This window comes from Lentzea waywayandensis (assembly GCF_900115955.1).
Taxonomy (GTDB): Bacteria; Actinomycetota; Actinomycetes; order Mycobacteriales; family Pseudonocardiaceae; genus Lentzea; species Lentzea waywayandensis.
Genome location: NZ_FOYL01000011.1, coordinates 89,063 through 111,421 on the forward strand (window position 1 = coordinate 89,063; position 22,359 = coordinate 111,421).

The 22,359-nt window shown below is 68.2% G+C and carries 26 protein-coding genes; 11 read left to right on the forward strand and 15 right to left on the reverse strand.

Annotation, left to right across the window (positions count from 1 at the left end; genetic code table 11):
• The first annotated feature begins 32 nt into the window (after positions 1-32).
• Both BM417_RS33865 and BM417_RS33870 read left to right on the forward strand, forming a co-directional pair.
• Complete coding sequence (locus tag BM417_RS33865) at positions 33-263, forward strand: YciI family protein (RefSeq protein WP_093602966.1); 231 nt, start codon at positions 33-35, stop codon at positions 261-263.
• A 7-nt stretch (positions 264-270) separates the two neighbouring features.
• Positions 271-1,515 carry an RNA polymerase sigma factor gene (locus tag BM417_RS33870; RefSeq protein ID WP_093602968.1) on the forward strand — a complete coding sequence of 415 codons (1,245 nt, stop codon included), beginning with the start codon at positions 271-273 and terminating at the stop codon, positions 1,513-1,515.
• Here BM417_RS33870 and BM417_RS33875 read toward each other — a convergent pair.
• Both BM417_RS33875 and BM417_RS33880 read right to left on the reverse strand, forming a co-directional pair.
• Complete coding sequence (locus tag BM417_RS33875) at positions 1,512-2,327, reverse strand: hypothetical protein (protein ID WP_143138905.1); 816 nt, start codon at positions 2,325-2,327, stop codon at positions 1,512-1,514. The two genes, BM417_RS33870 and BM417_RS33875, sit on opposite strands and share 4 nt — an antisense overlap.
• 82 nt (positions 2,328-2,409) lie before the next feature.
• A complete protein-coding gene (locus tag BM417_RS33880; protein WP_093603391.1) occupies positions 2,410-3,000 on the reverse strand; it encodes a LysE family translocator in 591 nt (196 codons plus the stop codon).
• A gap of 124 nt (positions 3,001-3,124) precedes the next feature.
• Here BM417_RS33880 and BM417_RS33885 point away from each other — a divergent pair, with 124 nt between their 5' ends.
• Positions 3,125-3,547 (forward strand): VOC family protein, encoded by a 423-nt coding sequence (locus BM417_RS33885; RefSeq protein ID WP_093603393.1) that lies wholly within the window; start codon positions 3,125-3,127, stop codon positions 3,545-3,547.
• Here BM417_RS33885 and BM417_RS33890 read toward each other — a convergent pair.
• Entirely contained in the window at positions 3,540-4,310 is a 771-nt protein-coding gene (locus tag BM417_RS33890; RefSeq protein ID WP_093602972.1) for a helix-turn-helix domain-containing protein, read from the reverse strand. The two genes, BM417_RS33885 and BM417_RS33890, sit on opposite strands and share 8 nt — an antisense overlap.
• Positions 4,311-4,376: 66 nt before the next feature.
• On the opposite strand from BM417_RS33890, the gene BM417_RS33895 reads away from it, so the two are divergent.
• The 3 genes from BM417_RS33895 to BM417_RS33905 all read left to right on the forward strand — a co-directional run bounded on the left by BM417_RS33895 (position 4,377) and on the right by BM417_RS33905 (position 8,883).
• A complete protein-coding gene (locus BM417_RS33895) occupies positions 4,377-4,931 on the forward strand; it encodes a TIGR03086 family metal-binding protein (RefSeq protein ID WP_093602974.1) in 555 nt (184 codons plus the stop codon).
• Positions 4,932-4,939: 8 nt separating this feature from the next.
• Positions 4,940-5,632, forward strand: a complete 693-nt coding sequence (locus BM417_RS33900; RefSeq protein ID WP_093602976.1) for an aspartate/glutamate racemase family protein — start codon at positions 4,940-4,942, stop codon at positions 5,630-5,632.
• Between the two features lie 95 nt (positions 5,633-5,727).
• Positions 5,728-8,883 (forward strand): S8 family peptidase, encoded by a 3,156-nt coding sequence (locus BM417_RS33905; protein ID WP_177320740.1) that lies wholly within the window; start codon positions 5,728-5,730, stop codon positions 8,881-8,883.
• A 36-nt stretch (positions 8,884-8,919) separates the two neighbouring features.
• Here the strand turns inward: BM417_RS33905 and BM417_RS33910 are convergent, their stop codons facing one another.
• The 6 genes from BM417_RS33910 to BM417_RS33935 form a co-directional block, all read right to left on the reverse strand.
• Entirely contained in the window at positions 8,920-9,498 is a 579-nt protein-coding gene (locus tag BM417_RS33910) for a hypothetical protein (RefSeq protein WP_093602980.1), read from the reverse strand.
• Between the two features lie 194 nt (positions 9,499-9,692).
• Entirely contained in the window at positions 9,693-10,103 is a 411-nt protein-coding gene (locus tag BM417_RS33915; protein ID WP_245822381.1) for a YciI family protein, read from the reverse strand.
• Positions 10,104-10,108: 5 nt separating this feature from the next.
• Positions 10,109-10,507, reverse strand: coding sequence for a VOC family protein (locus tag BM417_RS33920; RefSeq protein ID WP_093602984.1), 399 nt, complete (start codon positions 10,505-10,507; stop codon positions 10,109-10,111).
• A gap of 45 nt (positions 10,508-10,552) precedes the next feature.
• Entirely contained in the window at positions 10,553-11,134 is a 582-nt protein-coding gene (locus tag BM417_RS33925; protein WP_093602986.1) for a TIGR03086 family metal-binding protein, read from the reverse strand.
• Positions 11,135-11,138: 4 nt separating this feature from the next.
• Positions 11,139-11,810: an RraA family protein gene (locus tag BM417_RS33930; protein WP_093602988.1), complete on the reverse strand. Its 672-nt coding sequence runs from the start codon at positions 11,808-11,810 to the stop codon at positions 11,139-11,141.
• A gap of 10 nt (positions 11,811-11,820) precedes the next feature.
• Positions 11,821-12,981, reverse strand: coding sequence for an MFS transporter (locus BM417_RS33935; RefSeq protein WP_245822335.1), 1,161 nt, complete (start codon positions 12,979-12,981; stop codon positions 11,821-11,823).
• 73 nt (positions 12,982-13,054) lie between these two features.
• Here BM417_RS33935 and BM417_RS33940 point away from each other — a divergent pair, with 73 nt between their 5' ends.
• Genes BM417_RS33940 through BM417_RS33950 form a run of 3 tightly spaced genes read left to right on the forward strand, consistent with a single transcriptional unit; the run spans position 13,055 to position 16,296 of the window.
• Complete coding sequence (locus BM417_RS33940; RefSeq protein ID WP_245822336.1) at positions 13,055-13,792, forward strand: DeoR/GlpR family DNA-binding transcription regulator; 738 nt, start codon at positions 13,055-13,057, stop codon at positions 13,790-13,792.
• Positions 13,789-14,334: an HAD family hydrolase gene (locus tag BM417_RS33945; protein ID WP_093602992.1), complete on the forward strand. Its 546-nt coding sequence runs from the start codon at positions 13,789-13,791 to the stop codon at positions 14,332-14,334. The genes BM417_RS33940 and BM417_RS33945 overlap by 4 nt, the downstream gene beginning before the upstream one ends.
• A 54-nt stretch (positions 14,335-14,388) precedes the next feature.
• Positions 14,389-16,296 (forward strand): twin-arginine translocation signal domain-containing protein, encoded by a 1,908-nt coding sequence (locus tag BM417_RS33950; RefSeq protein WP_093602994.1) that lies wholly within the window; start codon positions 14,389-14,391, stop codon positions 16,294-16,296.
• Here the strand turns inward: BM417_RS33950 and BM417_RS33955 are convergent.
• The 3 genes from BM417_RS33955 to BM417_RS33965 are packed head-to-tail and all read right to left on the reverse strand — an operon-like array spanning position 16,293 to position 17,848.
• Positions 16,293-16,829, reverse strand: coding sequence for a vitamin K epoxide reductase family protein (locus tag BM417_RS33955; protein WP_093602996.1), 537 nt, complete (start codon positions 16,827-16,829; stop codon positions 16,293-16,295). The two genes, BM417_RS33950 and BM417_RS33955, sit on opposite strands and share 4 nt — an antisense overlap.
• Positions 16,826-17,422: a DsbA family protein gene (locus BM417_RS33960; protein WP_093602998.1), complete on the reverse strand. Its 597-nt coding sequence runs from the start codon at positions 17,420-17,422 to the stop codon at positions 16,826-16,828. Before BM417_RS33960 ends, BM417_RS33955 begins: the two co-directional genes overlap by 4 nt.
• A gap of 54 nt (positions 17,423-17,476) precedes the next feature.
• Complete coding sequence (locus tag BM417_RS33965; protein WP_093603000.1) at positions 17,477-17,848, reverse strand: hypothetical protein; 372 nt, start codon at positions 17,846-17,848, stop codon at positions 17,477-17,479.
• Between the two features lie 39 nt (positions 17,849-17,887).
• On the opposite strand from BM417_RS33965, the gene BM417_RS33970 reads away from it, so the two are divergent.
• On the forward strand, positions 17,888-18,451 hold the full coding sequence (locus BM417_RS33970) for a hypothetical protein (protein ID WP_093603002.1): 564 nt from the start codon (positions 17,888-17,890) through the stop codon (positions 18,449-18,451).
• On the opposite strand, the gene BM417_RS33975 is transcribed toward BM417_RS33970, so the two are convergent.
• Positions 18,438-18,977 (reverse strand): hypothetical protein, encoded by a 540-nt coding sequence (locus BM417_RS33975; RefSeq protein WP_093603004.1) that lies wholly within the window; start codon positions 18,975-18,977, stop codon positions 18,438-18,440. The two genes, BM417_RS33970 and BM417_RS33975, sit on opposite strands and share 14 nt — an antisense overlap.
• 140 nt (positions 18,978-19,117) lie before the next feature.
• Between BM417_RS33975 and BM417_RS33980 the strand changes: the two genes are divergently transcribed.
• On the forward strand, positions 19,118-20,368 hold the full coding sequence (locus BM417_RS33980) for a HupE/UreJ family protein (protein WP_093603006.1): 1,251 nt from the start codon (positions 19,118-19,120) through the stop codon (positions 20,366-20,368).
• Here BM417_RS33980 and BM417_RS33985 read toward each other — a convergent pair.
• Positions 20,300-21,721 carry a carboxylesterase/lipase family protein gene (locus BM417_RS33985; protein WP_245822337.1) on the reverse strand — a complete coding sequence of 474 codons (1,422 nt, stop codon included), beginning with the start codon at positions 21,719-21,721 and terminating at the stop codon, positions 20,300-20,302. The genes BM417_RS33980 and BM417_RS33985 overlap by 69 nt on opposite strands.
• Positions 21,722-21,789: 68 nt before the next feature.
• Complete coding sequence (locus BM417_RS33990) at positions 21,790-22,356, reverse strand: TetR/AcrR family transcriptional regulator (RefSeq protein WP_143138906.1); 567 nt, start codon at positions 22,354-22,356, stop codon at positions 21,790-21,792.
• Between the last annotated feature and the right edge of the window lie 3 nt (positions 22,357-22,359).

Here is a 22,359-nt window from a genome sequence, read left to right on the forward strand (position 1 = left end):
ACGTAGCGGTAGACGGCGAACGAGGAGGCCCGGTGCGGTTCATGGTGTTCGTCAGGAGCCCGAAACCGTTGGCGACGCGGCACGGGGACTCGCTCGTGCGCGCGGGTGTCCTGCTCGACGCCGGAGATCTCGTGCCCGGCGCGTTCGGGGTGTCGGGGTACTGGCTGATCGACGTCCGCAACGAGGAGGAGGCGCTCGAACGGATCAGGCGCATTCGCCTTCCGGCGTGCGTCGTGGAAATACGTCAGGTGGCTGTGGTCTGATGCCCCCATGGGGGCTACCTCGGTGCATCGCACCATCGACGCGGTCTGGCGGATGGAGTCGGCGAAGGTCATCGCCGCCCTGGCCCGGTACACCCGCGACGTCGGACTCGCCGAGGAGATGGCCCAGGACGCGCTGATCGCGGCCCTGGAGCAGTGGCCGGAAGAGGGCGTGCCGAAGAACCCCGGCGCGTGGCTCACGACCACGGCGAAGCGGCGCGCGATCGACCAGATCCGCCGGCGCGAGAACTTCAACCGCAAGGTCGAGGAGATCGGCCGCGACGTCCAGGAGGCCACGCCCGATGCCAGCGAGGGCATCGAGGACGAGATCGGCGACGACCTCCTGAGCCTCATGTTCACCGCCTGCCACCCGGTCCTGGGCACCGAGGCACGCGTCGCACTCACGCTGAAGATGCTGGGCGGACTCAAGACCGAGGAGATCGCCCGCGCGTTCCTGGTCAGCGACGCGACCGTCGCCCAGCGCATCGTGCGCGCCAAGAAGGCCTTGGCCGACGCCGGAGTGCCGTTCGAGGTCCCCGAAGGCCCCGAACTCGCCAGCAGGCTCGCGTCCGTGCTCGAGGTCATCTACCTGATCTTCAACGAGGGCTACTCCGCCACCCAGGGCGACGACTGGCTGCGCCCCGAACTGTGCGCCGAGGCGTTGCGGCTCGGCCGCGTGCTCGCCGAGCTCGCGCCGAAGGAGGCCGAGGTCCACGGCCTGGTCGCGCTGATGGAGATCCAGGCCTCCCGCACCAAGGCCCGCACCGGCCCCGGCGGCGAACCCGTGCTGCTGCTGGAACAGGACCGCGGCCGCTGGGACTGGCTGCTCATCGGCCGCGGCCTCAAGGCCCTCGAACGCGCCGAAGCCCTCAACCAACCGCCTGGCCCCTACTACGTACAGGCCGCTCTCGCCGCGTGTCACGCCCGCGCGCGCAAGGCCGAGGACACCGACTGGCAGCGCATCGCCACCCTCTACCAGGTGCTCGCGGGGATCTCACCGTCGCCGATCGTCGAGCTCAACCGCGCGGTGGCGTTGTCGATGGCCTTCGGGCCCGCCGCCGGCCTCGCGCTGGTCGACGAGATCGCGGGCGAGAAGGCGTTGCAGGGCTACCACCTGCTGCCCAGCGTGCGCGGCGACTTCCTGGTGAAGCTCGGGCGCAACGCCGAGGCGAAGGCCGAGTTCGAGAAGGCCGCGTCGCTGACCCGCAACGAACGCGAGCGGACCCTGCTGCTCGAACGCGCCGCCGGCTGCTAGCGGGACACTTTCCAGACCTCGACGAGAAGCAGATAGTCGATCATGAAATACGGGATCGAGTACTCGTTGTCGACGTCTTGACCGATACTGGCAAGCGGTTTTCGCTCGCTGTCGTGCCGTCGGAGCAATGCGGATTGAGCGCCGTAGCGGTTCTCGAGGAAGTGCTCAGACGTGACGAGGTCCTCACTTCGTCCGCCTTGGACTTCGATCAATGAAGACCGTGCGACCGTCAACTCCGGATGATGATCGTCTCCGTCTTTGGACAACAGCTCGAAGAGCAGTTCTGCTGTATCGCGAAGTAATGGCAGGAGGGTCGCGTCGCCACTGACATTGACGGTGGGAACCTGGAGCCGCCCAAGGCACCACGCCAACCTGCGTTCCACCCGCCGATACTGCTTGTGTGTACTGGGATCCAGTGCGGAAGCCGACCCTTCGATGTGGCTGCGAAGATCACCGCGGTGCTGCTCGGCCAGATGGACGAAACTCGGGTATCGCGACAAGTTCACGTTGAGGATCGCCTCGCTGCTGCGCGAGAAGATCAATCTCATGACATCGACGAATGCTTCACAGGAGCGCTCCGCGAGTGCCCGGTAGGCGAAATCCCACTCGCGCCGCTTCTGTTTGTTCATCACACGTTCGACGATGAGCGCGACAACAGATATTTCGAGTGACACACCGGCGAGTTCAGCGAGCAGGTTGGGTGTCATGTCGTTGCCGTGGAGAACCAAGCCAACGGTCGACCACACGACTGCGGACACCAGTGCTGTTCCACCTGCCAGTACCAAGATGTTCTTAGTGGTCTTCTGGTTCATCGAGCCATCTCCCCGCGTGACCGAACAGCCGCCAAGCGGTGTTATCGCCGGCTGGACAGCCTTCGCAACGTCCTGGCGGCCACTAGCTGAGCGCCAGCTTCAGGCCCAAAGCCGCGAACGACGCCGCGAAGAACCGGCGCAGCCACACCATCACCCGCGGCCGGCCCAGCACCCGGTCCCGCATCGACGCCGCGAACACCCCGTAGACGGCGAAGACCACGAACGTCAGCGCCATGAACACCGCGCTCAGCGTGACCATCTGCCCGAACCCGGTCGCGAACTGCGGCAGGAACGCCACGAAGAAGATCGTCAGCTTCGGGTTGAGCAGGTTGATCAGCACCGCCGACACCACGACCCTGCGCGCCGACGCCGGTGCCGCCGCGGTGTCCACGACCAGGTCGCTCTTGTCCCGCAACGTCGCCCACGCCAGGTACACCAGGTAGGCGACGCCCAGGTACTTCACGACCTCGAACGCCAGCGCGCTCGCGTGCAGCAGCGCCGCCAGCCCGGTGACCGTGGCCAGCACGTGCGGCACGATCCCCAGCGTGCAGCCGAACGCGGCGACCACGCTCGCCTTGCGGCCGTGCGCGAGACCGGCGGACAGCGTGTACAGCACACCGGTGCCGGGCGTGGCGACCGCGATCAACGTCGTGATCAGGAATGCGAGGCTCATGCCGGTGAACTCTGCCGCCAAAGCGGTCCAGGCAGGAGAGCCACAAACCGCCCGTGAAGTTGGACCACTTCTGGTGTCGAGGATCGGTCGTGGGCTCCGTCCCAGGGGCATGAGCGTCAAGAGCATGCACCACGTGGGAATGACCGTCACCGACCTCGCGGCCGCCGTCGCGTTCTTCGAGGCGCTCGGCATGGAACTGGAGGGCAAGGCGCACATGGAGGGCGAGTTCGTCGACGGCGTCATCGGACTCGACGGCTCCACCAGCGACATCGCCATGATGAAGACGCCGGACGACCGGTACCGGATCGAGTTCAGCCAGTTCCAGACCCCGCAGAGCATCGACGGCAGCTCGCACGCCCCGATCCACGCCCTCGGACTGCGGCACGTCGCGTTCGTCGTCGACGACCTCGACGACACCCTCGCCCGCCTGAAGCCGCACGGCGCCGAGGTGGTCAGGAACATCGAGACCTACGAGAACCTCCTGCGGACCTGCTACGTCCGCGGACCCGAAGGGATCCTCGTCGAGCTGTGCCAGTACTTCACGTGAGCGCCCGCGCGTACGCCGTGGGGGAGACGCCCACGGTCTGCGTGAAGTCCCGCACGAGGTGGGCCTGGTCGCTGTACCCCAGGTCAGCGGCCAGATGCGCCCACTCCACGTCCGACTCGGCGCGTTCCAGCGCCTCGTGGATGCGGTACCTCAGGATGACCCACTTCGGGCTCACCCCGACGTAGTCCGCGAACAACCGTTGCATCGTGCGCACCGCGACACCGCAGTCCCGTGCGAAGTCCGCGACCCGCCGGATCTCCCGGTCGTCCCGGATCCGTTGCACCAGCTCCATCGCCAGCATCGCCTGCGGATCAGGCACAGGTCCCATCGACAACAGGAACGCGTCGAGCGCGGCCACCCGCTCGTCCTCGTCCTCCACGCCCAGCACCAGCGACGACGGAGCGTCGAGCCGCACGTGCCGCCCGGTCCACTCCGACACCGGCTCGGCGCGGAACGGCCGGAACCCTCCCGGCCGGAACTGCGCGCCCGCCACCCGGATCCGCCCGTCCAGCACGCGGCTGAACAGGCCCAGACCCACCCCGGCGATCTCCGGCTGGGCGAAGCCGCGCTCGAAGACGACGTTCACGGAAGGATGCGGCACGACGTGCGAGGTGTACGGCGCGTCCAGCTGACCGTCGATCAGCCAGTAATGCTCCAGGTACGGCTGCAACTCCGCGCAAGGCATGCGGCGGCGGAACCGCACGCGGGCGAAGAGCTCGCGCGCGTCGATGATCCCCCGAGTGTCACGACGTGGCCCCTGCACAGCCCAGATCCTAGGTTGGCGCGTTTCTTCAAGAGCGGCGAACCGCGCGGCTCTAGCGTCAACCCCATGAAGCTCAGCGTTCTGCTCGACCGAGCCCGCGACCACGCACTGCCCGTCATCGCGAACATCACCGACGACGACCTGACCAAGCCCACCCCGTGCGCCGACTACGACGTCCGCGCCCTGCTCGACCACCTGCTGCACGTCGTCGTGGAGTTCCAGAAACTCGCCGCGAAGCAAGACGCCGACTTCAGCCACACGCCGTCCTATCCGGACTGGCGTGCGCAGTACCCCGCCGAGTCCGCGAAGCTCGTCGAAGCCTGGGGTCAGCCAGGTGCGACCGAGGGCATCGCCGGCAACATGCAGATGCCCGCGCAGACGGTCGGCGGCCTGGTGCTGCTCGACCTCACCATCCACGTCTCCGACCTCGCCCAGGCCACCGGCCAGCGCTTCGAGCCGGACCCCGAGGTGTTCACCGAGGTCGAAGGCCTGGTGAAGCAGATGGGCCCGATGGCCATCGAGATGAACGTGTTCAAGGCACCCGTCGAGGCACCCGCGGACGCGTCGCCGTTCGAGCAACTGCTGGCCACCACCGGCCGTGACCCGCGCTGGAGTGCTTGACTGGTCGCATGCTGACGATCGGGATGCTGGGCGGAATGAGCTGGGAGAGCAGCGCGGAGTACTACCGGCTGGCGAACGTGCTCGTACGCGAACGCCTCGGCGGCCTGCACTCCGCGAAGATCGTGCTGCACTCCGTCGACTTCGCCGAGATCGAACGCATGCAGGTCGAGGGCCGCTGGGACGACGCGGGCAAGGCGCTCGCCGAGGCCGCCGCACAGGTGCAGGCAGGCGGCGCCGACTTCCTGCTGATCTGCACGAACACCATGCACAGGGTGTTCGACCAGGTGCAGGCGGCCGTCGACATCCCGGTGGTCCACCTCGGCGACACGACGGCCCAGGCCATCAGGCAGGCCGGCTTCACCACGGTCGGCCTGCTCGGCACCGGGTTCACCATGGACCAGGCGTTCTACCGCGAACGCCTGGAGTCCCACGGCCTGACAGTCCTGGTGCCGTCCGCCGAGGACCGCGCGACCGTGCACCGGATCATCTACGACGAGCTGTGCCTCGGCATCGTCCGCGAGCAGTCCCGCCGCGCCTATCAAGACGTGATCGCGCGGTTCGAAGGGGCAGAGGGCGTCATCCTCGGCTGCACCGAGATCGAACTGCTGATCTCCCAGGCTGACGTGCCGTTTCCGGTGTTCCCAACGACCCGCCTGCACGTCGAGGCGGCCGTGGAACGGGCGATCCAGACAATTCTGTGAACATGTGATGCGGGCCACCCAGCAACGCCGCCACCGTGGGGAGTGTCTTAGTCACTGAGGGCTATTCCCTCCTCGGTGAACTAAGGGGAGTTCGCTTGAAACGATCACATCTCGCTGCCGGGCTGACGGCTGTCGTGGTTGCCGCCACGGCAGCCGTTCCTGTTTCGGCGGCGCCACAGGAACAAGAGGTACGTGCCGACGGGCTGACCACCAAGGTCACGCTCATCACCGGTGACGAGGTCACCGTCAGCAACGGCAAGGTCCACGCCAGAGCGGCGCAGGGCCGGGAGACCGTCGGGTTCCGCAGCTTCAAGGATCCGCGCGGTGACCTGCACGTCGTCCCGCTCGACGCCCAGCACAGGCTCAACACCGGCGAGCTGGACGCGCGGCTGTTCGACGTCTCGCTGCTGGCCAGATCCGGCTACGACGACGCGTCCAGCAAGACGCTTCCGCTGATCGTGCAGGGGCAGGGGATCAGCGCGGCGAACGCCGAGTCGTTGCCGAGCATCGACGCTCGGGCGATCAAGGTCGACAAGAACGGCTCGTTCTGGGCCGGTGCCCGGGCGGCGGGCACCGGCAGGATCTGGCTCGACGGCAAGGTGACCGCGTCACTGGACCGCAGCGCCGCGCAGGTCGGCGCGCCCCAGGCGTGGGAGAAGGGCTTCACCGGCAAGGACGTCACCGTCGCGATCCTCGACACCGGCGTCGACGAGACCCACCCGGACCTCGCGGGCGCGGTGCTCGAATCCAAGAACTTCAGCGACAGCGACACCACCGACGACCGCGTCGGCCACGGCACGCACGTCGCGTCGACCGTCACCGGCGACGGCAAGTACAAGGGCATCGCGCCCGACTCGAAGCTCATCAACGGCAAGGTGCTCGGCGACTACGGCGGCGGCCGGGAGAGCGACATTATCGCCGGCATGGAGTGGGCCGCGGCCAAGGCCAAGGTCATCAACATGAGCCTCGGCAGTTCGTGGCCCGACGAGGGCACCGACCCGATGTCGCTGGCGCTCAACCGCATCACCGAGCAGACCGGCGCGTTGTTCGTCGTCGCCGCCGGCAACTCCGGTGGCGCCATCGGCTCACCTGGATCCGCCGACGCGGCCCTCACCGTCGGCGCTGTGAACCGTGACGACACGCTCGCCGAGTTCTCCTCGCGCGGCCCGCGCTGGGTGAACAACGCCGTCAAGCCCGACATCACCGCGCCGGGCGTCGACATCGTGGCCGCCAAGGCCAAGAACGGCCAGATCGGCACGCCCGTCGGCGAAGGACACGTCGCGTTGTCCGGCACGTCGATGGCCACCCCGCACGTGGCCGGAGCGGCGGCGATCCTCGCCTCGAAGAACCCGGCGTGGAAGGCCGAGGACATCAAGGCCGCGCTGATGAACAGCGCCAAGCCCAACCCGTCGCTGAGCATTTACGACCAGGGCGCCGGACGTCTCGACGTCGGCCGTGCCGCGTCGGCGGCCGTCTCCACGAACCACGGCAGCTTCTCGCTGGGCACCGCGGTGTGGCCGCACGACGACGACAAGCCCATCACGCAGAAGCTGACCTACCGCAACAACGGCACCTCCGACGTGACGCTCGATCTCAGCGTCACCGACGTGAAGCCCGCAGGCGCCGGTCTGTTCAGCGTCTCTCCGGCGAAGCTCACCATCCCCGCCGGTGGCACGGCCGACGCCACGGTCACCGCCGACACCAAGGCCGCCGTCGCGGACGGCGTCTACGGCGCGGTGGTCCTGTCCTCCGACGGCGTGCGAGTGCCGATCGGCGTCGTGAAGGAGGTCGAGAGCTACGACGTGAAGCTTACGTTCCTCGACCACAACGGCGCGGCGTCGCAGTACTACGACTACCGGTTCGTCAACCTCGACCAGCCGCAGGCGTACTTCCGCTACGACCCGTCCGGCACGCTCGTGCAACGCCTGCCCAAGGGCAAGTTCTTCCTCGACGGCACGATCAGCACGCGTGACCCCGACCCGACCAAGGGCGGCCAGATCACCACGCTGACCGAACCGGCGCTCGAGGTCACCGGCAACACCGAGATCGTGTTCGACGCACGGCAGGGCACCCAGCCGGCGATCGCGGTCGAGCAGAAGGACGCCAAGTCGGCGCAGGCGGGCCTCGGCTTCCTGATGCAGGCCAACTGGGGCACGACCGGCGGCACCTGGTACCTCAACTCGTTCGACTCGATCCGCGTCCGCCCGTCGAAGACGTCGTGGCCGAAGTTCGAGTTCTACGCCGAGACCGTGCTGGCCAAGCCGGACGCCAACGGCAAGTTCGACGGCAGCCCGTACCAGTACCACGTGCGGATCAGCGAGAAGACCCGCGTGCCGGCGAACGTCCAGCGCTCCGTCAAGGACCGCGAACTGGCGCAGGTCAACTCCGTCACGCACGCCCGCGTGCCGGGCTCGATCGGCCAGCGCGACAACGGCGCCTCCGGCCCGCTGCCGTTGCGGCTCAAGGAGTTCTACACGCCGGGCGTCGAGTGGTCCGGCTCGCTGACCGAGTTCACGAAGCTCGGCGAGTGGCCCACCCTCGGCTCGCAGTTCTCGGTCGCACCGCGCGTGTTCAAGCTCGGCCGCCCCACGACCGAGCACTGGAACAGCGCCGTCTACGGCCCCGGCGTGCCGCACCAGGCGGGAGCCGTGCGCTTCGCCGGACGCGTGGGCAACCTGCTGCGTCTCGACCTGCCGTTGCACAGCGCGCAGGGCATGTACGGGTACTCCTCCCCGAGCACCGGCCGCACCACCGTCACGCTGGACGGCAAGGTCATCTCCGACGTGCCCGAAGCCGGGTACGCCTACATCCCGAACGCCCCGGCGGAGAAGAAGCGCTACACCGTCCACACCGAGGCGACCCGCGACTCGGTCTCGTCGAAGGTCACCACGGACTGGTCGTTCTACTCGGAGAACGTCCCCGGCGACGAGTACAAGTCGGTGCCGCTGCTGGCGGTCCGCTTCGCGCCGCAGCTGGACGAGAACAACCGCGCCGGACGCGTCGTCACCGTGCCGATCACGGTGGAGCGCAACGGAACGGGCCCCGTCACCAACATCAAGGATCCCGCGGTGCAGGTGTCCTACGACGAGGGCAAGACGTGGAAGCCGGTGCCGCTGCGCAAGACGCGCGCCGGCTGGCAGGTCACGCTGATCCACCCGCACGGAGCCAAGAACGTCTCGTTCAAGGCTCGGGCGGCGGACGCGGGCGGTGACGTCCAGCAGACGATCATCCGCGCGTACGACCTGAAGTGACCGTGTGAGGGGCCGGGTTCGCTCGGCCCCTCACCGCTACTTTCCATTCGCCTTGAACCATCGGCGGGAAGGCTGAACGCGGAGCAGAAGCTCCTGTTGTTGGCGTTTCAAGTGCAGGAAGGATTCTGCGATGTTGGTGCGAAATCCATCCGGAAACTGAATCGGCGAGTTGAGGACTGAAACGTCTCCTTGGCTCCAGCGGTACACAACCACTTCATAAGTCGCCATATGTGCGCAGAACTGCGCGTAGACTTCAGGAATGGTTTCGCCAACTAGAAGATGTGAACGCGTCACGATAATCTCGTACATCCGCTTGTTGGCGGGCATGAACACGTTCGTCATCCAGCTAATCCACTCCTTCTGCTCCTCCTCGCTGAGATCGTAGTCGAACAGGTAGCCGCCCTCCGGCCTGACAAGCTTTCGGAACTGCACCCATGCCACGTTCGAAGCCTCAGAGATGGAGTAGAGCGGACCATAGAACTCGGCCAGCTGAGCATTGATCCACTTCAGTCGTTCCTGCGCTTCATGGAGACGTATGTTGTTTCGGTAAGCGATGAACGCAGCGACGATGGCCGCGAATATCGTCGCCGTAGGCGCGAGCCAGTAAGTGATCATGTGCGTCCTCTGATGAGACCGAGACGATCAGCTCCTGGTTTGCGTTCGCTCCGGCGCCCGTCGGCGTTACGAAATTCGTCGCGGTGCAGAATCGCGGCAAGGATCAGCTCTCTCTTGACGCCCGGTTTAAATGGTCGGAGTCCCTCTCGCCTGGCGAGAGGGACTCCGACATAGTCTGACAGAGGACGAATCCACTACTTCTGGTACGGCGCCAGCGTTTCCGGGTCCACGTCGGGCGCGCTCATGATCGGGTGCACCTCGATCGGCTGGTTCAGGAGCTTCCCGCCCGGCCCTGGGCACGCCGAGGCCTTGCGGGCGATCTCCAGCAGCCGTTCCTGGCTGTCGACGTCGACCACCCAGTACCCGGCGATGACCTCCTTGGACTCGGCGAACGGTCCGTCCACCACGACCGGGCCGTCGTCGCTGCCCCGCACCACGAACGCCCTAGCCGGACCGCTCAGTCCCTCGGACTGAAGCAGCTCACCGGAGGCGCGCAGCTCGGCGTCCAGGTCGCGCATGTAGGCGATCATGCGGTGCATGTCCTCGTCGGACCAGGCGGCCAGGCCTTCCCAGTCCTCCTGGCTGCCGCCGTAGCTGACCAGCATGTACTTCACTTCCACTCCCCACCGGTAGCGCGGGCCTTGATCTCCTGCACGGCCCAGCTGTTGCCGTCCGGGTCGTCGAAGAAGATGAACGACCCTCCATCCGCCTCGTTCATCCGCACGATCTCGCCGACCTCGACGCCGCGCTCGAGAAGCTGCGCACGGGCCTTCTCCAGGTCCGACACGACGAGCTGCACGCCCTTCAACGTCCCCGGCTCGCCCTTGACGATGCCCTTGCCCATGACGATCGAGCAGCCGGAGCCGGGCGGGGTGAGTTGCAGGACCCGCGTGTCCTCGTTGAACGTCGTGTCGTGATCGACGGTGAATCCGAGCTGCTCGGAGTAGAAGCGCTTCGACCGGTCGAGATCCGACACCGGTACGACGATGACTTCCAGGGTCCAGTCCATGTTCGTTCCTCTCAGCGGCTGCCCTACACGGACCCGTCGAAGTGCTCAGAGACTTTTCGACATGGGGTCTCGACCCACATACCCGAGCAGCCTGTCCTGCAACGGAGCATCGTCGGGCACCTTGACCTCGGCGCCGTAGACCTCGATGCCGGGACCGAACGCGCCGGGCGTGCGGAAGCGTTCCATCAGTTCGGCGGGCACGGCCGTCGCGGTGGCCCAGAGGCGTTCCACGTCGGTCGCGGGGATCGTCTCGTCCTGGCCGGTGGCGCGGGCGAGGTCCCAGCCGTGCAGCACCAGGTCGTCGCTCACGACCTGGTCGACGTGGTCCTCCAGCGTCATCGGGCCGGCGGGCGTGGAGACCTCGCTTCGCGCCCGGTCTGATTCCAGCGCCTCCTGGACCTGGCGGCGGGCCTCGCGGAAGTCCGTGAGCGGGTCCTCGGTGCGTGGGATCGGATGGCCGAGCATCACGCCGTGCATGTCGATGACGTGGTCCACGACCTCAAGCGCGGTCCACTGCGCACACGGCGACTGGTTGGCCCACTGGTCGGAGCGCACGTTCGCGACCTTCGCCTCGAACGCGTCGGCGCGTCCTTTGTACCTAGCCGGAATCGATGTCTCGGGGATCATGGCCTCACTCCTCGACGGCGCCGCCGATCTTGCGCAGATGCTCGCGGAACGTGAGTCCGCTCGCCAGGTATTCGCCGAACCGCAACTGGCTGCGCAGGGACTCACCCTGCCGCACGCGGTCCGCCTGCGCTCGTTCGACGTCCCGGATGCCGCGTGCCTTCGCGATGAGCGTCTCCGCGTCCGAGGCCGGCACGAACAGCACGCCGTCGTCGTCGCCGAACACGATGTCGTCGGACGTGACGGTCCACTGGTCGATCTCGGCCGTCGAGAGAGCCTCGGGCGCACGGTCGCGCAGGCTCAACGGTCCCGTCGGGTTCGCGCCGAGGCTGAACACCGGCAGCCCGATCGCACGAATGTCCTGCGTGTCGCGGTGCAGGCCCCAGATGACCACGCCCGCGAGCCCGGCCTGCTGTGCTTCGAGGACGATCAGGTCGCCCACGCAGGCCTCGTCGGCGAGGCCGTCGTTGTCGACGACCAGCACGTCGCCGGGTTCGCTGCGTTCGATGGCCTCGAGGAAGATGTCGACGCTGCCCGCGTGCCGGGCGGGCAGCACTCGGCCACTGGTCTTGGAGCCGGGGATGACCGGCGTCAGGGTGACGGTGCGGACCGGGATGTTCGCCCGGATGCAGGCGTCGGCGAGATGTGCGGTGGTGAGATCCAGTTCGGCAAGATCCATGCGGGCATTCTTACGCCGAGACCTTCTCCTCGGCGGAATCGGTGCGAAGAACGTTCGCCGAGACTGCCGCGACCAGGCACAACGCCACCGGCAGCAGGAACGCGATGTTGAGCGGCACGACGTGGGTCAGCCAGCCGATCACCGCCGGTCCGGCCAGCACGCCGAGGTAGCCGAGCCCCGCCACGCGCGAGACGTTGGCGCCCGCCGCGCCGGGTTCCGCGTGCCCGGCGGCGCTGAAGAGCTGCGGGATCGTGCCCGACAGGCCGATGCCGGCGATCGCCCAGCCCACCAGCGCGAGCCAGATCCACGGTGAGAGCGCCGCGGTCGCGATGCCCGCCGCGCCGATCACCGAGCCCCAGCGCAGCACCGCCACCGGACCGACCTTCGCGGTGATCCGGTCCGCGAGCAGCCGTCCGACGGTCATCGTCGTGGCGAACGCGCCGTAGGCCAGCGCCGCGACCTGCGGCGGGGCGTCGAGGATGTCCTGAAGGTGCAACACGCTCCAGTCGTTGGCCGCGCCCTCGCTCAGCATCACCAGCAGCGCGAGCACGGCCATGATCCAGATCCGGCGCGGCACCTTGCGCTTGCCGGTCTGCGCGGCGGCGTGCTGCTCCTCCTTCTCGTCGAGCAACAGCCTCGCGGTCACCAGGCTGACGACGATGCCGAACACCGCGGCGGCGCCGAGAGTGGTGGCGGGGGAGAGCTCCCAGCTCAGCGTCCGTGCGCCGGTCAACGCGGCAGCGACACCGCCGAGAGACCACGTCGCGTGGAACGCCGACATGACCGGACGCTGGTAGTGCCGCTCCACCACCACGGCGTGCGCGTTCATGCTCACGTCGATCAGCCCGTTGCCGATGCCGAAGATCAGCAGTGCCGCACCGAGCGTCCACTGGTTGACCGCCACACCGGGCAGAAAGGCCGTGACGCTGCAGAACACGCCCGCGGCGGGCACGACCCGCTTCACGCCCACGCGGTCGGTGAACTTGCCGCCGAGCCGCATGCCGATGAACGCGCCCAGGCCGAGCAGGAGCAGCAACCGGCCTAGCTCGGCGTGGTCGATGCCCGTGCGGTCCTCGACCGTCGGGATGTGCACGAGCCACAGCCCGAGCAGGAACCCGTTGAGCCCGAAGTACGTGAAGGTGGCCACCCGCGCGGCCCTGAGAGCGTTCACGTGCACAAGCTAACGAACGGTCTGCCTGTTCGAAAGATTGAGTTTCGAACATCACTCGTGTTCAATCACGGCCGTGTCCCGACTGAAGCAGATCACCGAGGCGGTCCGCGACGCCGGCTCCCTCGGGGTGGCGGACCTGGCGACGATGACCGGTGCCTCCGAGATGACCATCCGCCGCGACCTGGAGGTCCTCGCAGCTCAGGGCGTTCTCGAACGCTATCGCGGCGGCGCCAGGAGCCTGCTGCTGCGCGGCGAGGAACCGCCGTTCGCGTTGCGCTCGGACGAGAACACGGACGCCAAGCGGCGCATCGCCGCCGCTGTGGCCGCCCTGATCGCGGACGGGGAGTCCGTCGTCCTGGACAGCGGCACCACCTGCCTCGAAGTGGCCCGCCTGCTGCACGACCGCCGCCTGACCGTCATGCCGTTGTCGCTGCACGCCGTGAACGCGCTGTCTTCGTCGTCGACGCTCACGCTGCTCGTACCCGGCGGCCGACCCCGCCCCGGCGAACTCGCCCTCACCGGCCCGCTGACCTTGGCCTCGCTGCAAGCACTGCGCTTCGACACCGCCGTGATCGGCTGCTGTGGCCTGTCCGCGGCACACGGCCTGACCGCCTTCGACCTGGAGGACGCCTCGGTGAAACGAGCCGCCATCACCTCGGCCCGGCGCGTGATCGCCGCGGTCGACGCCTCGAAACTGACCCGCACCGCCCTCGCCCACGTCGCCCCGGTGTCCGCGCTGCACGCCGTGGTCACCGACGCGGACGGCGACGACGGCCTGACCGCCGCGGGCGTCACGGTGGTGACGGCATGATCGTGCTGTTCGACATGTTCGGCGTGATCGCCCGCGACCAGTCGCCCGAGGTCATGGCCACGATGAGCACCGACCCGGACTTCTGGGACGCCTACTGGGCGCACCGCCCCGCCTACGACCGCGGCGACGTGACGGCGCAGGAGTACTGGGCGCTCGTCGGCCACCCGCCACTCGTGGAGAAGGACGTCGCGAGCTGGAGCCGCGTCGACTACGAGATGGTCGCGCTGCTGCACGAACTGCACAACGCGGGTCAGCGCATCGCGTTGCTGTCCAACATCCCCGAGGACCACGTGCGGAACTTCGAACGCACCTACGCGTGGCTGGACCTGTTCGAGGTGCGCGCGTTCTCGTGCCGAATCGGGCATGCCAAGCCGGAGCGCGCGGCCTTCGAGTGGTGCCGCGACGCGCTGGGCGACGACGACATCCTGTTCGTGGACGACAGGCTGGAGAACGTGCGGGCCGCCGAACTGGCCGGGATGCGCGGACACCACTTCACCGGCATCGATGGATTGCGCGAATTGCTTCGCACGACGCACGTGTAACAAAGATTCATTGCCGACCGAAGTCCGGGCATCGGAACAGCGGGAGGCACACCAATGCCGAAGATCAGCAGACGCACGGTCCTCAAGGCGAGTGGCGCCGCGGCCGCGTTGACGGCGGTGGGAGTCAACACCGGCACCGCACATGCCGCCGCCCCAACGGGTGCGAGCTTCGTGAACATCATCGCGCATTCCGATGACGACCTGCTGTTCATCAACCCCGACATCCAGCCCGCGATCCTGTCCGGGTGTCCGGTGAGGACGATCGTCCTCACCGCCGACGAGTTCAACGGCACCGACAACCTCACCCGCGAGCAGCTGTCCGCCGAGCTGCACAAGGGCCAGCGCAACGCCTACGCGTCGCTGGCCGGGGTGGCGAGCCAGTGGACCCGCACGGCGATGGTCGTCGCGGGCAAGACCGTCGAGGTCAACACCCTCGACGGCAAGCCGACCGTGCAGCTGATCTATCTCAACCTGCCCGACGGCGGCGACGACCTGCACCTGGACGCGACCAAGAACCTCTGGACCAACACCTCGTACAGCACCAGCACCATCGTCCCGACCGGCAGCCCGGCCAACCGCGTGCAGACCTACAGACACGCCGACGTGGTGAACGTCCTGGTAGGACTCCTTCAGCAGTTCCAGGCGACGGTCGTGCGCTGCCAGGACCCGTTCCCCGACGACGTCCGCTACGCCAACGGCATGCCGGAGCACCTCGACCACCTCCACACGGCGAAGTTCGCGCAGAAGGCCGTGAAGTCGTACATGGGCCCGACCGGACGCACGTTCGCGTTGCTGGTCCGCTACCGCTGTTACAACACCCGCCATGCGCCGGCGAACGTGCCGGCCGCGCTGCGCACCCCGAAGACCGCCGCGTACAACAAGTACAAGGCGCTGGACCCGTTGACCGGCGACACGTTCGACGTGAACATGTCCCGCTCCTACGAACGCTGGCCCGTCGCACCGCAGTGGTCCACGATGGACAGTGCCGGCACCGTCCACGCGTTCATCGTCGCGGGCGACTCGCTGATGTGGTGGCGCCAGCCCAACGGCGGCGCGTGGGTCGGCCCCACCGCCCTGCTGAACGGCTCGTTCGCACCGGGCGTCGCGGTGGCCATGCGCGGCGACAACCGCCTTCAGCTCGCGGTCCTCGACCTGGACACGGCGGCGATCCGCACGTGCACGCAGACCGCGGCCGGCGCGCAGAGCTTCGGCGCGTGGACCTCGCTCGGCAACCCCAACAACTCCTCGCCCGCCTACCAGACACCGGTGCTGGCCGTGTCGAACGGCCTGCTGGAACTGTTCGTGGTCAACAGGTCCGGCACGCTCGGCAACAAGTGGCAGGAGGGCACTGGCTTCAACAGCACGTGGGCCACCGCGGTCGGCGGCAACGGCAAGGCGATGTCCCAGCTCTCCGCCATCACCGCACCGGGCGGGCGCATGCACGTGTTCGGCGACGGCAACGGCCGGACGTTCCACTGGTACCAGAACGTCGGCGGCTCCACGATCTACCAGGCGCTGACGACCGGCGCGGAGAGCTCCGCCTCCGTCGGCGTGGCACTGGACGCGAACCGGGTCCGGGTCTTCAGCCGCCGTACCAACGACGGTTCCGTCGGCACGCTGCGGGAACAGACGCCGAACGGCACCTGGGAGACGACGCAGAAGAACATCGGCGGCATGGGCGGCCTCGGCCCCGTCGCCGCGGTGACCTCCGGCGGACGAACGCTCGCCTTCGCGCGCAACAACGACTACGGCCTGAGCATGGTGCGTCAGGACGCTGCCGGGAACTTCACGCCGTGGACCGACCTCGGCGGTTACGTCGAAGTCGGTCCATCAGCCGTGGTGGACGCGCAGGGACTCGTGCGAGTGTTCGTCCTCGGAGCCGACATGCGCCTGCGGTACCGCGTGCAGACGGCAGTCGGCCCGGACGCGCCGTTCGGCGACTGGGTCGTGGCGGGCAGCTAGAACAGCGACGACCAGTAGAACCAGAACGCCTGCAACACTCCGGCCGCGATCACCAGGTACCACAGGATCAGCACGACGCTGTGGAACTGGAACGTCGGCCGGATGTTGCGCAGCGTCGTGTACCAGAAGATCGGGATCGTCACCGCCCACACGACCATGCAGTACGGGCACAGCGCGCCGATCTCGTACAGCGACTGGAACATCAGCCAGTGCACGAACAGCACGCCGAACATCACCCCGACCTGCAGCCCGATCCACACCCACGACGGCAACGACACCCCGGCGACCAGCAGCACGCCGAGCGTCGTCACCACCGCGAAGCCCGCGATGCCGATCAGCGGGTTGGGGAACCCGAACACCTCGGCCTGCGCGGTCTTCATGATCGAGCCGCAGCTCAGCACCGGGTTGATGCTGCACGTCGGCACGTAGAACGGATCCTTGAGCAGCGCGATCTTCTCGATCGTGAGCACGAACGACGCGGCGAGCCCGATGAACCCGCCGACCGCCAGCACCCAGGCGACGATCCGGTTCACGAACGCACCTTCTCGATCGCTGCCTTCAGGCCGTCGTAGGTGGGCGCGCCGGTGAACTTGGTGCCGTTGATGAAGAACGTCGGCGTGCCCGTGACGCCGGCCTTGCCGCCTTCCGTGCGCTGCGCCAGCACGCGCTCCTTCAGTGCCGGGTCGTCCAGCGCCTTCTCGAACGCGGCGCCGTCGAGCCCGAGCTGCTGGGCGAACCCGCTGAACACCGCGCGCTGCGACGTCTGCTGACCGCCCCACTCCTGCTGCGAGTCGAACATCAGCCGGAACATGTCGTCCCGCTTGCCCTGCGCCCCCGCCGCCTCGACCGCGACGGCCGCGAGCTCGGCGTTGCGGTGGCTGGGAATCGGGAAGTGCCGCACGTCGAACGTCACGCGGTCGCCGTACTCGGTCTTCAGCCTCTCCACACCGGGGAAGGCGGCCCGGCACGAGGGGCACTCGAGGTCGAGGTACTCGACGACGGTCACCTTGCCGTCAGCGGACTGCGGCGCCGCGGTGGTGTCGTTGCGGCTGAAGAGGAAGAAGCCGGCGACCACGACCGCCACGACGGCGACGATGATCAGGGACAGACGAGCGTTCTTGGACATGACGAAGAAACCTCCACGAAGGCGGGATGGACCGAACCGCAGAACGGGTTCGGTCTAGGCGCGCAGCACGCAGAGCTGCGCCAGCCGCACTTCCAGCCGACGTGAAGGGGGAGAAAGAACCGAAGGCAGACGCCCTGTGAGCACTGGGAACGAGCCGGACCGCCGCGCCACGGCAAACCCGATCAGCACGGCGAGCGCCACCACGAGACAGGCACCGGCGACGAGGATGCCCTCGATCAGCCCGCCGTCGTCGGCTGCGGCCGAGTGGGCGACCGCGTGCGTGCTCGACGTGGGGCACTGCGCGGTCCAGGCGAACTCCGTCTCACACGGGGTGCCCTGCATCATCGCGACCCCGGCTACCAGCGCGAGCACGGCGAAAACCCGCGCGAGATACGCGCGGGTTCGCGAGCTGCGGGTGCCAGGCACGTGATCCAGCGTAGCGATTCCCGGCCTAGGCTCGTGCACATGGGGGAGAAGTCGCACGAATCGGACAGGCTGGTGATCGCCGGTCAGCCGGTGCCGGACGAGTTGGCACCGCGTGACAGCACAGCGGGCGGCAGCATCCCCGGCCTGTTGCGTGCCTTCCTGCCGTTGAACGCCGACGGGCGGGCCGAGGTGCGCGCTCTCGTGCGGTCACTGCCGCAGCGGGAACGCACGGATCCCGTCGGCATCCCGCACGCGTACGACGCCGAAGGTCCCGGTCCGCTCGTCATGCGGCTGCTGCGCAACCGGAACATGAACCTTGGCGCCGTTGCGAAGTCGGTCTACATGGTGACCAGAGGCCGCCGGTACTGGGCGGTCTCCACCTACGGGATGATCGGCCACGGCGGCAAGGAGCTCACGCCTGACCTGCTCGGCGACCTCTGCGCGCTGCTCGACGTTCCCGCCGCCGACCTCGCGAGGCTCACCGGCATCACTCCGGACCCGGCCCCGGTGAACGTCGGCGACCTCGTCTGGGACGTCCGGCGCCTCACCAGAGACCAGATCGAGCACGTCATCAAGGCCGCCGAAGCAATCAGGCCCCGGTGAAGGTCGGAGTCGCCTCCTGACCATCCCAGTTCACCTTGAACGTGAACGCCTCGGTCAGCGCGGCCCGGTACTGCTCGCCCTGCGCCTGCGTGATGGTGCCGGCGCTGACCAGGTCGTCGATCGCCGGACTCCACGACTCGACCATCGCGTCCACGAGCGTCTGAGGGTCGATGCCGAGGTCGGTGGCGATGGCGGCGAGGTTCTGCCCGGAGTCCATCCGCACGTGCAGTTCGTCGTGACTGATCGACAGCACCTCGTCGAGCACGTCCTGCACCGGCTCGTGTCCGCGATGCAGACCGAGGCCCGCCTCGCCGTACGCGGACTGGACCAGCGCGTTCAGGTCCTCGACCGACGACACCGAGCTGACGTCGACACCGCCGGGCCCGCTCTGGCCTCCAGGACCGGCCTGCTGCACCTGGGTGGTCGCGGAAGTGGTGGCCGTCTCACCGGTGGTGCCGCAGGCCGCGAGAGGCACGACGGCGACGAGCAGCAGAGCGGCGGCGGCGATGGTCTTGCGGATCTTCATGGTCGGCTCCGGGGACGTCGGGGTCTGTTGAGAGCCAGAAAAGGCGCCGGAGCTGGACGGACCTTGTGCGTTGTCTGTGAGCAGGCTGTACACAGCAGGCTCACAACGAACGCACAGGTTCGCTCCCGAGCATCAACCGCATGACCTGGCGATTCCTCCGGCGCGTGACCGCCGTTCTGCTCGGCCTTCTGCTGCTCGGCTCCACCCCGGCCCACGCGCACAGCCTCGACAGCAGCACCCTGTCCGTGCGTGTCACCGACAGCGCCGTGAACACGACCGTCAGCGTCGCCGTGGACACCGTCGACCAGGCCCTCGGTGTCGACAACGCGACGACCGCCGAGTACGCCGCCTACATCGGCGAGCACCTGACCGTCACCGGTGCCGACGGCGCGGAGTGGGCCGAGACCGTGTCGAACCCCGTGCTCGAACAGGTCGAGGGCATCGAGTCGTTCAGCGTCGACGTGGCGCTCGACGCCGCCGGTGCCGACCCGTCCACGTTCACCCTCACCTACGACGGGATCATCGAGGCCGACCAGGCGCATCAGGCGGTCGTGGTCCTCACCGACACCGCAGGCAAGATCTCCACGGCGGGTGTCCTGACCGCGGACGACACGTCCATCCGGATCGGCGACGCCGCCTCGACCGGCGTCGCCGACATGATCGGCTACGGCTTCCACCACGTGCTGGAGGGCGCCGACCACCTGCTGTTCCTGATCACCCTGCTGCTGGTCGCGCCCGTGGCACTCGTCGCGGGCCGATGGCGTGGGCGCAAGCCGCTCGCTCCCACAGCACGATCGCTCCTCGGCGTCGTCACGGCGTTCACCATCGGCCACTCGCTCACGCTCATCGCGTCCGCGCTCGGCTGGATCTCGCTGCCGGGCACACCGGTCGAGGTGCTGATCGCCGTGTCGGTCGGGGTCGCCGCGGTGCACGCCCTGCGCCCGCTCGCCCGGCACGGCGAGAACGTCATCGCCGGGGCGTTCGGCCTGGTCCACGGCCTCGCGTTCGCGGGCATCCTGGACGGCCTCGGACTCGACGGCACGCCGTCGTTGCTCGCTCTGCTGGCGTTCAACGTCGGTGTGGAGCTAGCGCAGCTGGTGACGGTCGCGCTGCTCTTCCCGTCGCTGTACGTGCTGTCCGGCACGCGGTGGTACCGCGCGGTCCGGCTCGGTGGAGCGTCGTTCGCTCTCGTCGCCGCGGTCGCGTGGGCACTCGACCGCCTCGGCGTGCTCGACAACCCGCTGACGGGCGGCGAGGAGTTCCTGATCAGCCACCCCTGGTACGTGGTGGCCGGACTGGCGCTCCTCGCCGCGGCCTCCCGTCTAGTTCCAGAACGGAAGCCTGTGCTCAGCGGCGTAGTCCACGCGACCGATGGCGCCGGGAGCGAGTGACTGCACGTACTGCCCCTCGGAGAACCGCGGCCAGCCCGGCGATCCGGTGCGGGCGAAGTCCGTCCACGCCTTGATCATGTGGTCGGACAGCCCGCGGTCCTTGGCGAAGTCCGCGTCCGGGAACAGGTACTCGATGTCGGATGAGTGGTTCGCCCCGTGCAGCTCGGGCGGGAACGACGGGTCCGTGGCCGCGTTGCGATCGGCGAACTCGAACGCGTAGACGGGCGCCTTCTTCGCGTACAGCGTGTTCTGCCGGAACGTAGCCCGCGCCCACATGCGGTCCGTCAGCAGCGTCGCCCACGCCTGCTTCGGTGACGCGAACGCGCTGACCGGGTACTCGCGCTCGATCTCGGCCGCGCGGCCGGGGAACGCCTCCCGCACGAGCCGCGAGTAGTCCTCGGCGGACATCGGGTCCGGCTGGAACAGGCCGACGAAGCTGTTGTGCTCGTCGCGCGTCGCGCCGGCCAGGATCGGCACGTCGGCGAACTCGCCCGCCTCCAGCGACTCGCCCGGCAACCGGGGGAGCAGCGAGCCGCCGTAGCCGACGGACTGGAAGATGTTCATGATCTGCGGGTAGTCCAGCAGCTTCTCCACCGGCAGCTGCCGCAGACACTCGACGTCCGCGCAGCCCAGTTCGGCGCTGATCATCTTGCCGATCTCCTGGATCTCCGGCACCGGCCGCCACGCGAGCGACGGCAACGCCTCCAGGTCCGGGAACCAGGCACCGCGAGGCACGTCCACGAGCGTGAACGAGCTGTGCATGATCGCCTTGTGGAACAGGGGCTTCTGCCCGATGAGGTGCGCGCTCACCGCGGTCGCCCCGAAGGACACCCCGAACAACGTCACGTTGCCCGGATCCCCGCCGAAACCGGAGATGTTGCGTTGGACCCACTCCAACGCCGCCCGCTGGTCGAGCAGCCCGAACTCGCCGGAGTGCTCGAGGCCCGGCAGGCCGAACCCGGCGAACACCCCCATCCGGTAGTTGAACGTCACCACGACGACATCCCCTTGCCGCGCAAGGCGTTCCGCGTCGAAGAAGTGCCCGGCCCCGATCGCGCCGTCGCCGTGCACCCACACCAGCACCGGCTTGCGCCCGTTCGTGGACGGCGTCGTGACGTTGACGAACAGGCAGTCCTCGTCCGTGCTCTTCGTGTCCGAGTAGCTGGACCCGACCTGCGGACATGGACTGCCCGGCTTCAGCGCGTCCCGCACTCCGCTCCACGCCGCGGCCCGCACTGGCGGCTTCCACCGCTCCGGCTTGGCCGCGTACGGAATCCCCTGGAACCGCAGATGCCCCTCCCGCACCTCACCCCGCACCTGCCCGGTATCGGTCGCAACGACGTCCGATGGCATGGCTTCCCCCTTCCCACACGCGCTGAGCAGCAGTAATGCGGCAACTAGCAACGTCCCCCGACGCATGGCTAACCCCTTGTGGCCAGGTCGACGGCCGCGACCAACTCCCGTTCGCAGACGTCGAGATCGAGTGACCCGGACCGCTGCACGACGCTGTTGCGCAGCGCGAGGACGAACACGGCCATCACGTCCGGGTCGAACACGCGGAACTCGCCGGCGTCCTGCCCCTGTCTGAGCAGACCGGCGAGCCCCGCGTGATCGGAGTCGGCGATGCCCCCGTCCGTCACCGCCGCGTGGGCCCTGATCCGCAGGAACGCCACCATGTCCGCGCGGTGCTCGCGCAGAAACGCGATGTTGGCGACCAGGAACGCCCGCAGTTCCTCGCGAGCGCTCGCCTGGTTCATCCGCGTGCTCACGAACCCTTGGAAGCGCTCCAAGATGTCCGCGAACACCACGTCGACGAGCTCCTGCTTGTTCTTGAAGTGGTACGAGATCAGGCCCGTGCTGCTCAGTCCGGCCCGCGCCGCGATCGCCTTGAACGACGTCTCCGCGTAGTCCAGCTCCGCGAGCGTGGCGATCGCCGCCGCCACGATCTGCGCCCGCCGGGCCTGCTCGGTCACGGACTTTGCTCGCATGAG

Coding starts and splice junctions, on each gene's coding strand:
- BM417_RS33960 (WP_093602998.1), bottom strand. CDS start 17,422: ATGTCCAAGAACGCTCGTCTGTCCCTGATCATCGTCGCCGTCGTGGCG.
- BM417_RS33990 (WP_143138906.1), bottom strand. CDS start 22,356: ATGCGAGCAAAGTCCGTGACCGAGCAGGCCCGGCGGGCGCAGATCGTG.
- BM417_RS33985 (WP_245822337.1), bottom strand. CDS start 21,721: ATGCCATCGGACGTCGTTGCGACCGATACCGGGCAGGTGCGGGGTGAG.
- BM417_RS33880 (WP_093603391.1), bottom strand. CDS start 3,000: ATGAGCCTCGCATTCCTGATCACGACGTTGATCGCGGTCGCCACGCCC.
- BM417_RS33920 (WP_093602984.1), bottom strand. CDS start 10,507: ATGGACTGGACCCTGGAAGTCATCGTCGTACCGGTGTCGGATCTCGAC.
- BM417_RS33910 (WP_093602980.1), bottom strand. CDS start 9,498: ATGATCACTTACTGGCTCGCGCCTACGGCGACGATATTCGCGGCCATC.
- BM417_RS33915 (WP_245822381.1), bottom strand. CDS start 10,103: ATGCTGGTCAGCTACGGCGGCAGCCAGGAGGACTGGGAAGGCCTGGCC.
- BM417_RS33930 (WP_093602988.1), bottom strand. CDS start 11,810: ATGGATCTTGCCGAACTGGATCTCACCACCGCACATCTCGCCGACGCC.
- BM417_RS33980 (WP_093603006.1), top strand. CDS start 19,118: ATGACCTGGCGATTCCTCCGGCGCGTGACCGCCGTTCTGCTCGGCCTT.
- BM417_RS33925 (WP_093602986.1), bottom strand. CDS start 11,134: ATGATCCCCGAGACATCGATTCCGGCTAGGTACAAAGGACGCGCCGAC.
- BM417_RS33875 (WP_143138905.1), bottom strand. CDS start 2,327: ATGAACCAGAAGACCACTAAGAACATCTTGGTACTGGCAGGTGGAACA.
- BM417_RS33945 (WP_093602992.1), top strand. CDS start 13,789: ATGATCGTGCTGTTCGACATGTTCGGCGTGATCGCCCGCGACCAGTCG.
- BM417_RS33885 (WP_093603393.1), top strand. CDS start 3,125: ATGCACCACGTGGGAATGACCGTCACCGACCTCGCGGCCGCCGTCGCG.
- BM417_RS33975 (WP_093603004.1), bottom strand. CDS start 18,977: ATGAAGATCCGCAAGACCATCGCCGCCGCCGCTCTGCTGCTCGTCGCC.
- BM417_RS33950 (WP_093602994.1), top strand. CDS start 14,389: ATGCCGAAGATCAGCAGACGCACGGTCCTCAAGGCGAGTGGCGCCGCG.
- BM417_RS33895 (WP_093602974.1), top strand. CDS start 4,377: ATGAAGCTCAGCGTTCTGCTCGACCGAGCCCGCGACCACGCACTGCCC.
- BM417_RS33970 (WP_093603002.1), top strand. CDS start 17,888: ATGGGGGAGAAGTCGCACGAATCGGACAGGCTGGTGATCGCCGGTCAG.
- BM417_RS33870 (WP_093602968.1), top strand. CDS start 271: ATGGGGGCTACCTCGGTGCATCGCACCATCGACGCGGTCTGGCGGATG.
- BM417_RS33900 (WP_093602976.1), top strand. CDS start 4,940: ATGCTGACGATCGGGATGCTGGGCGGAATGAGCTGGGAGAGCAGCGCG.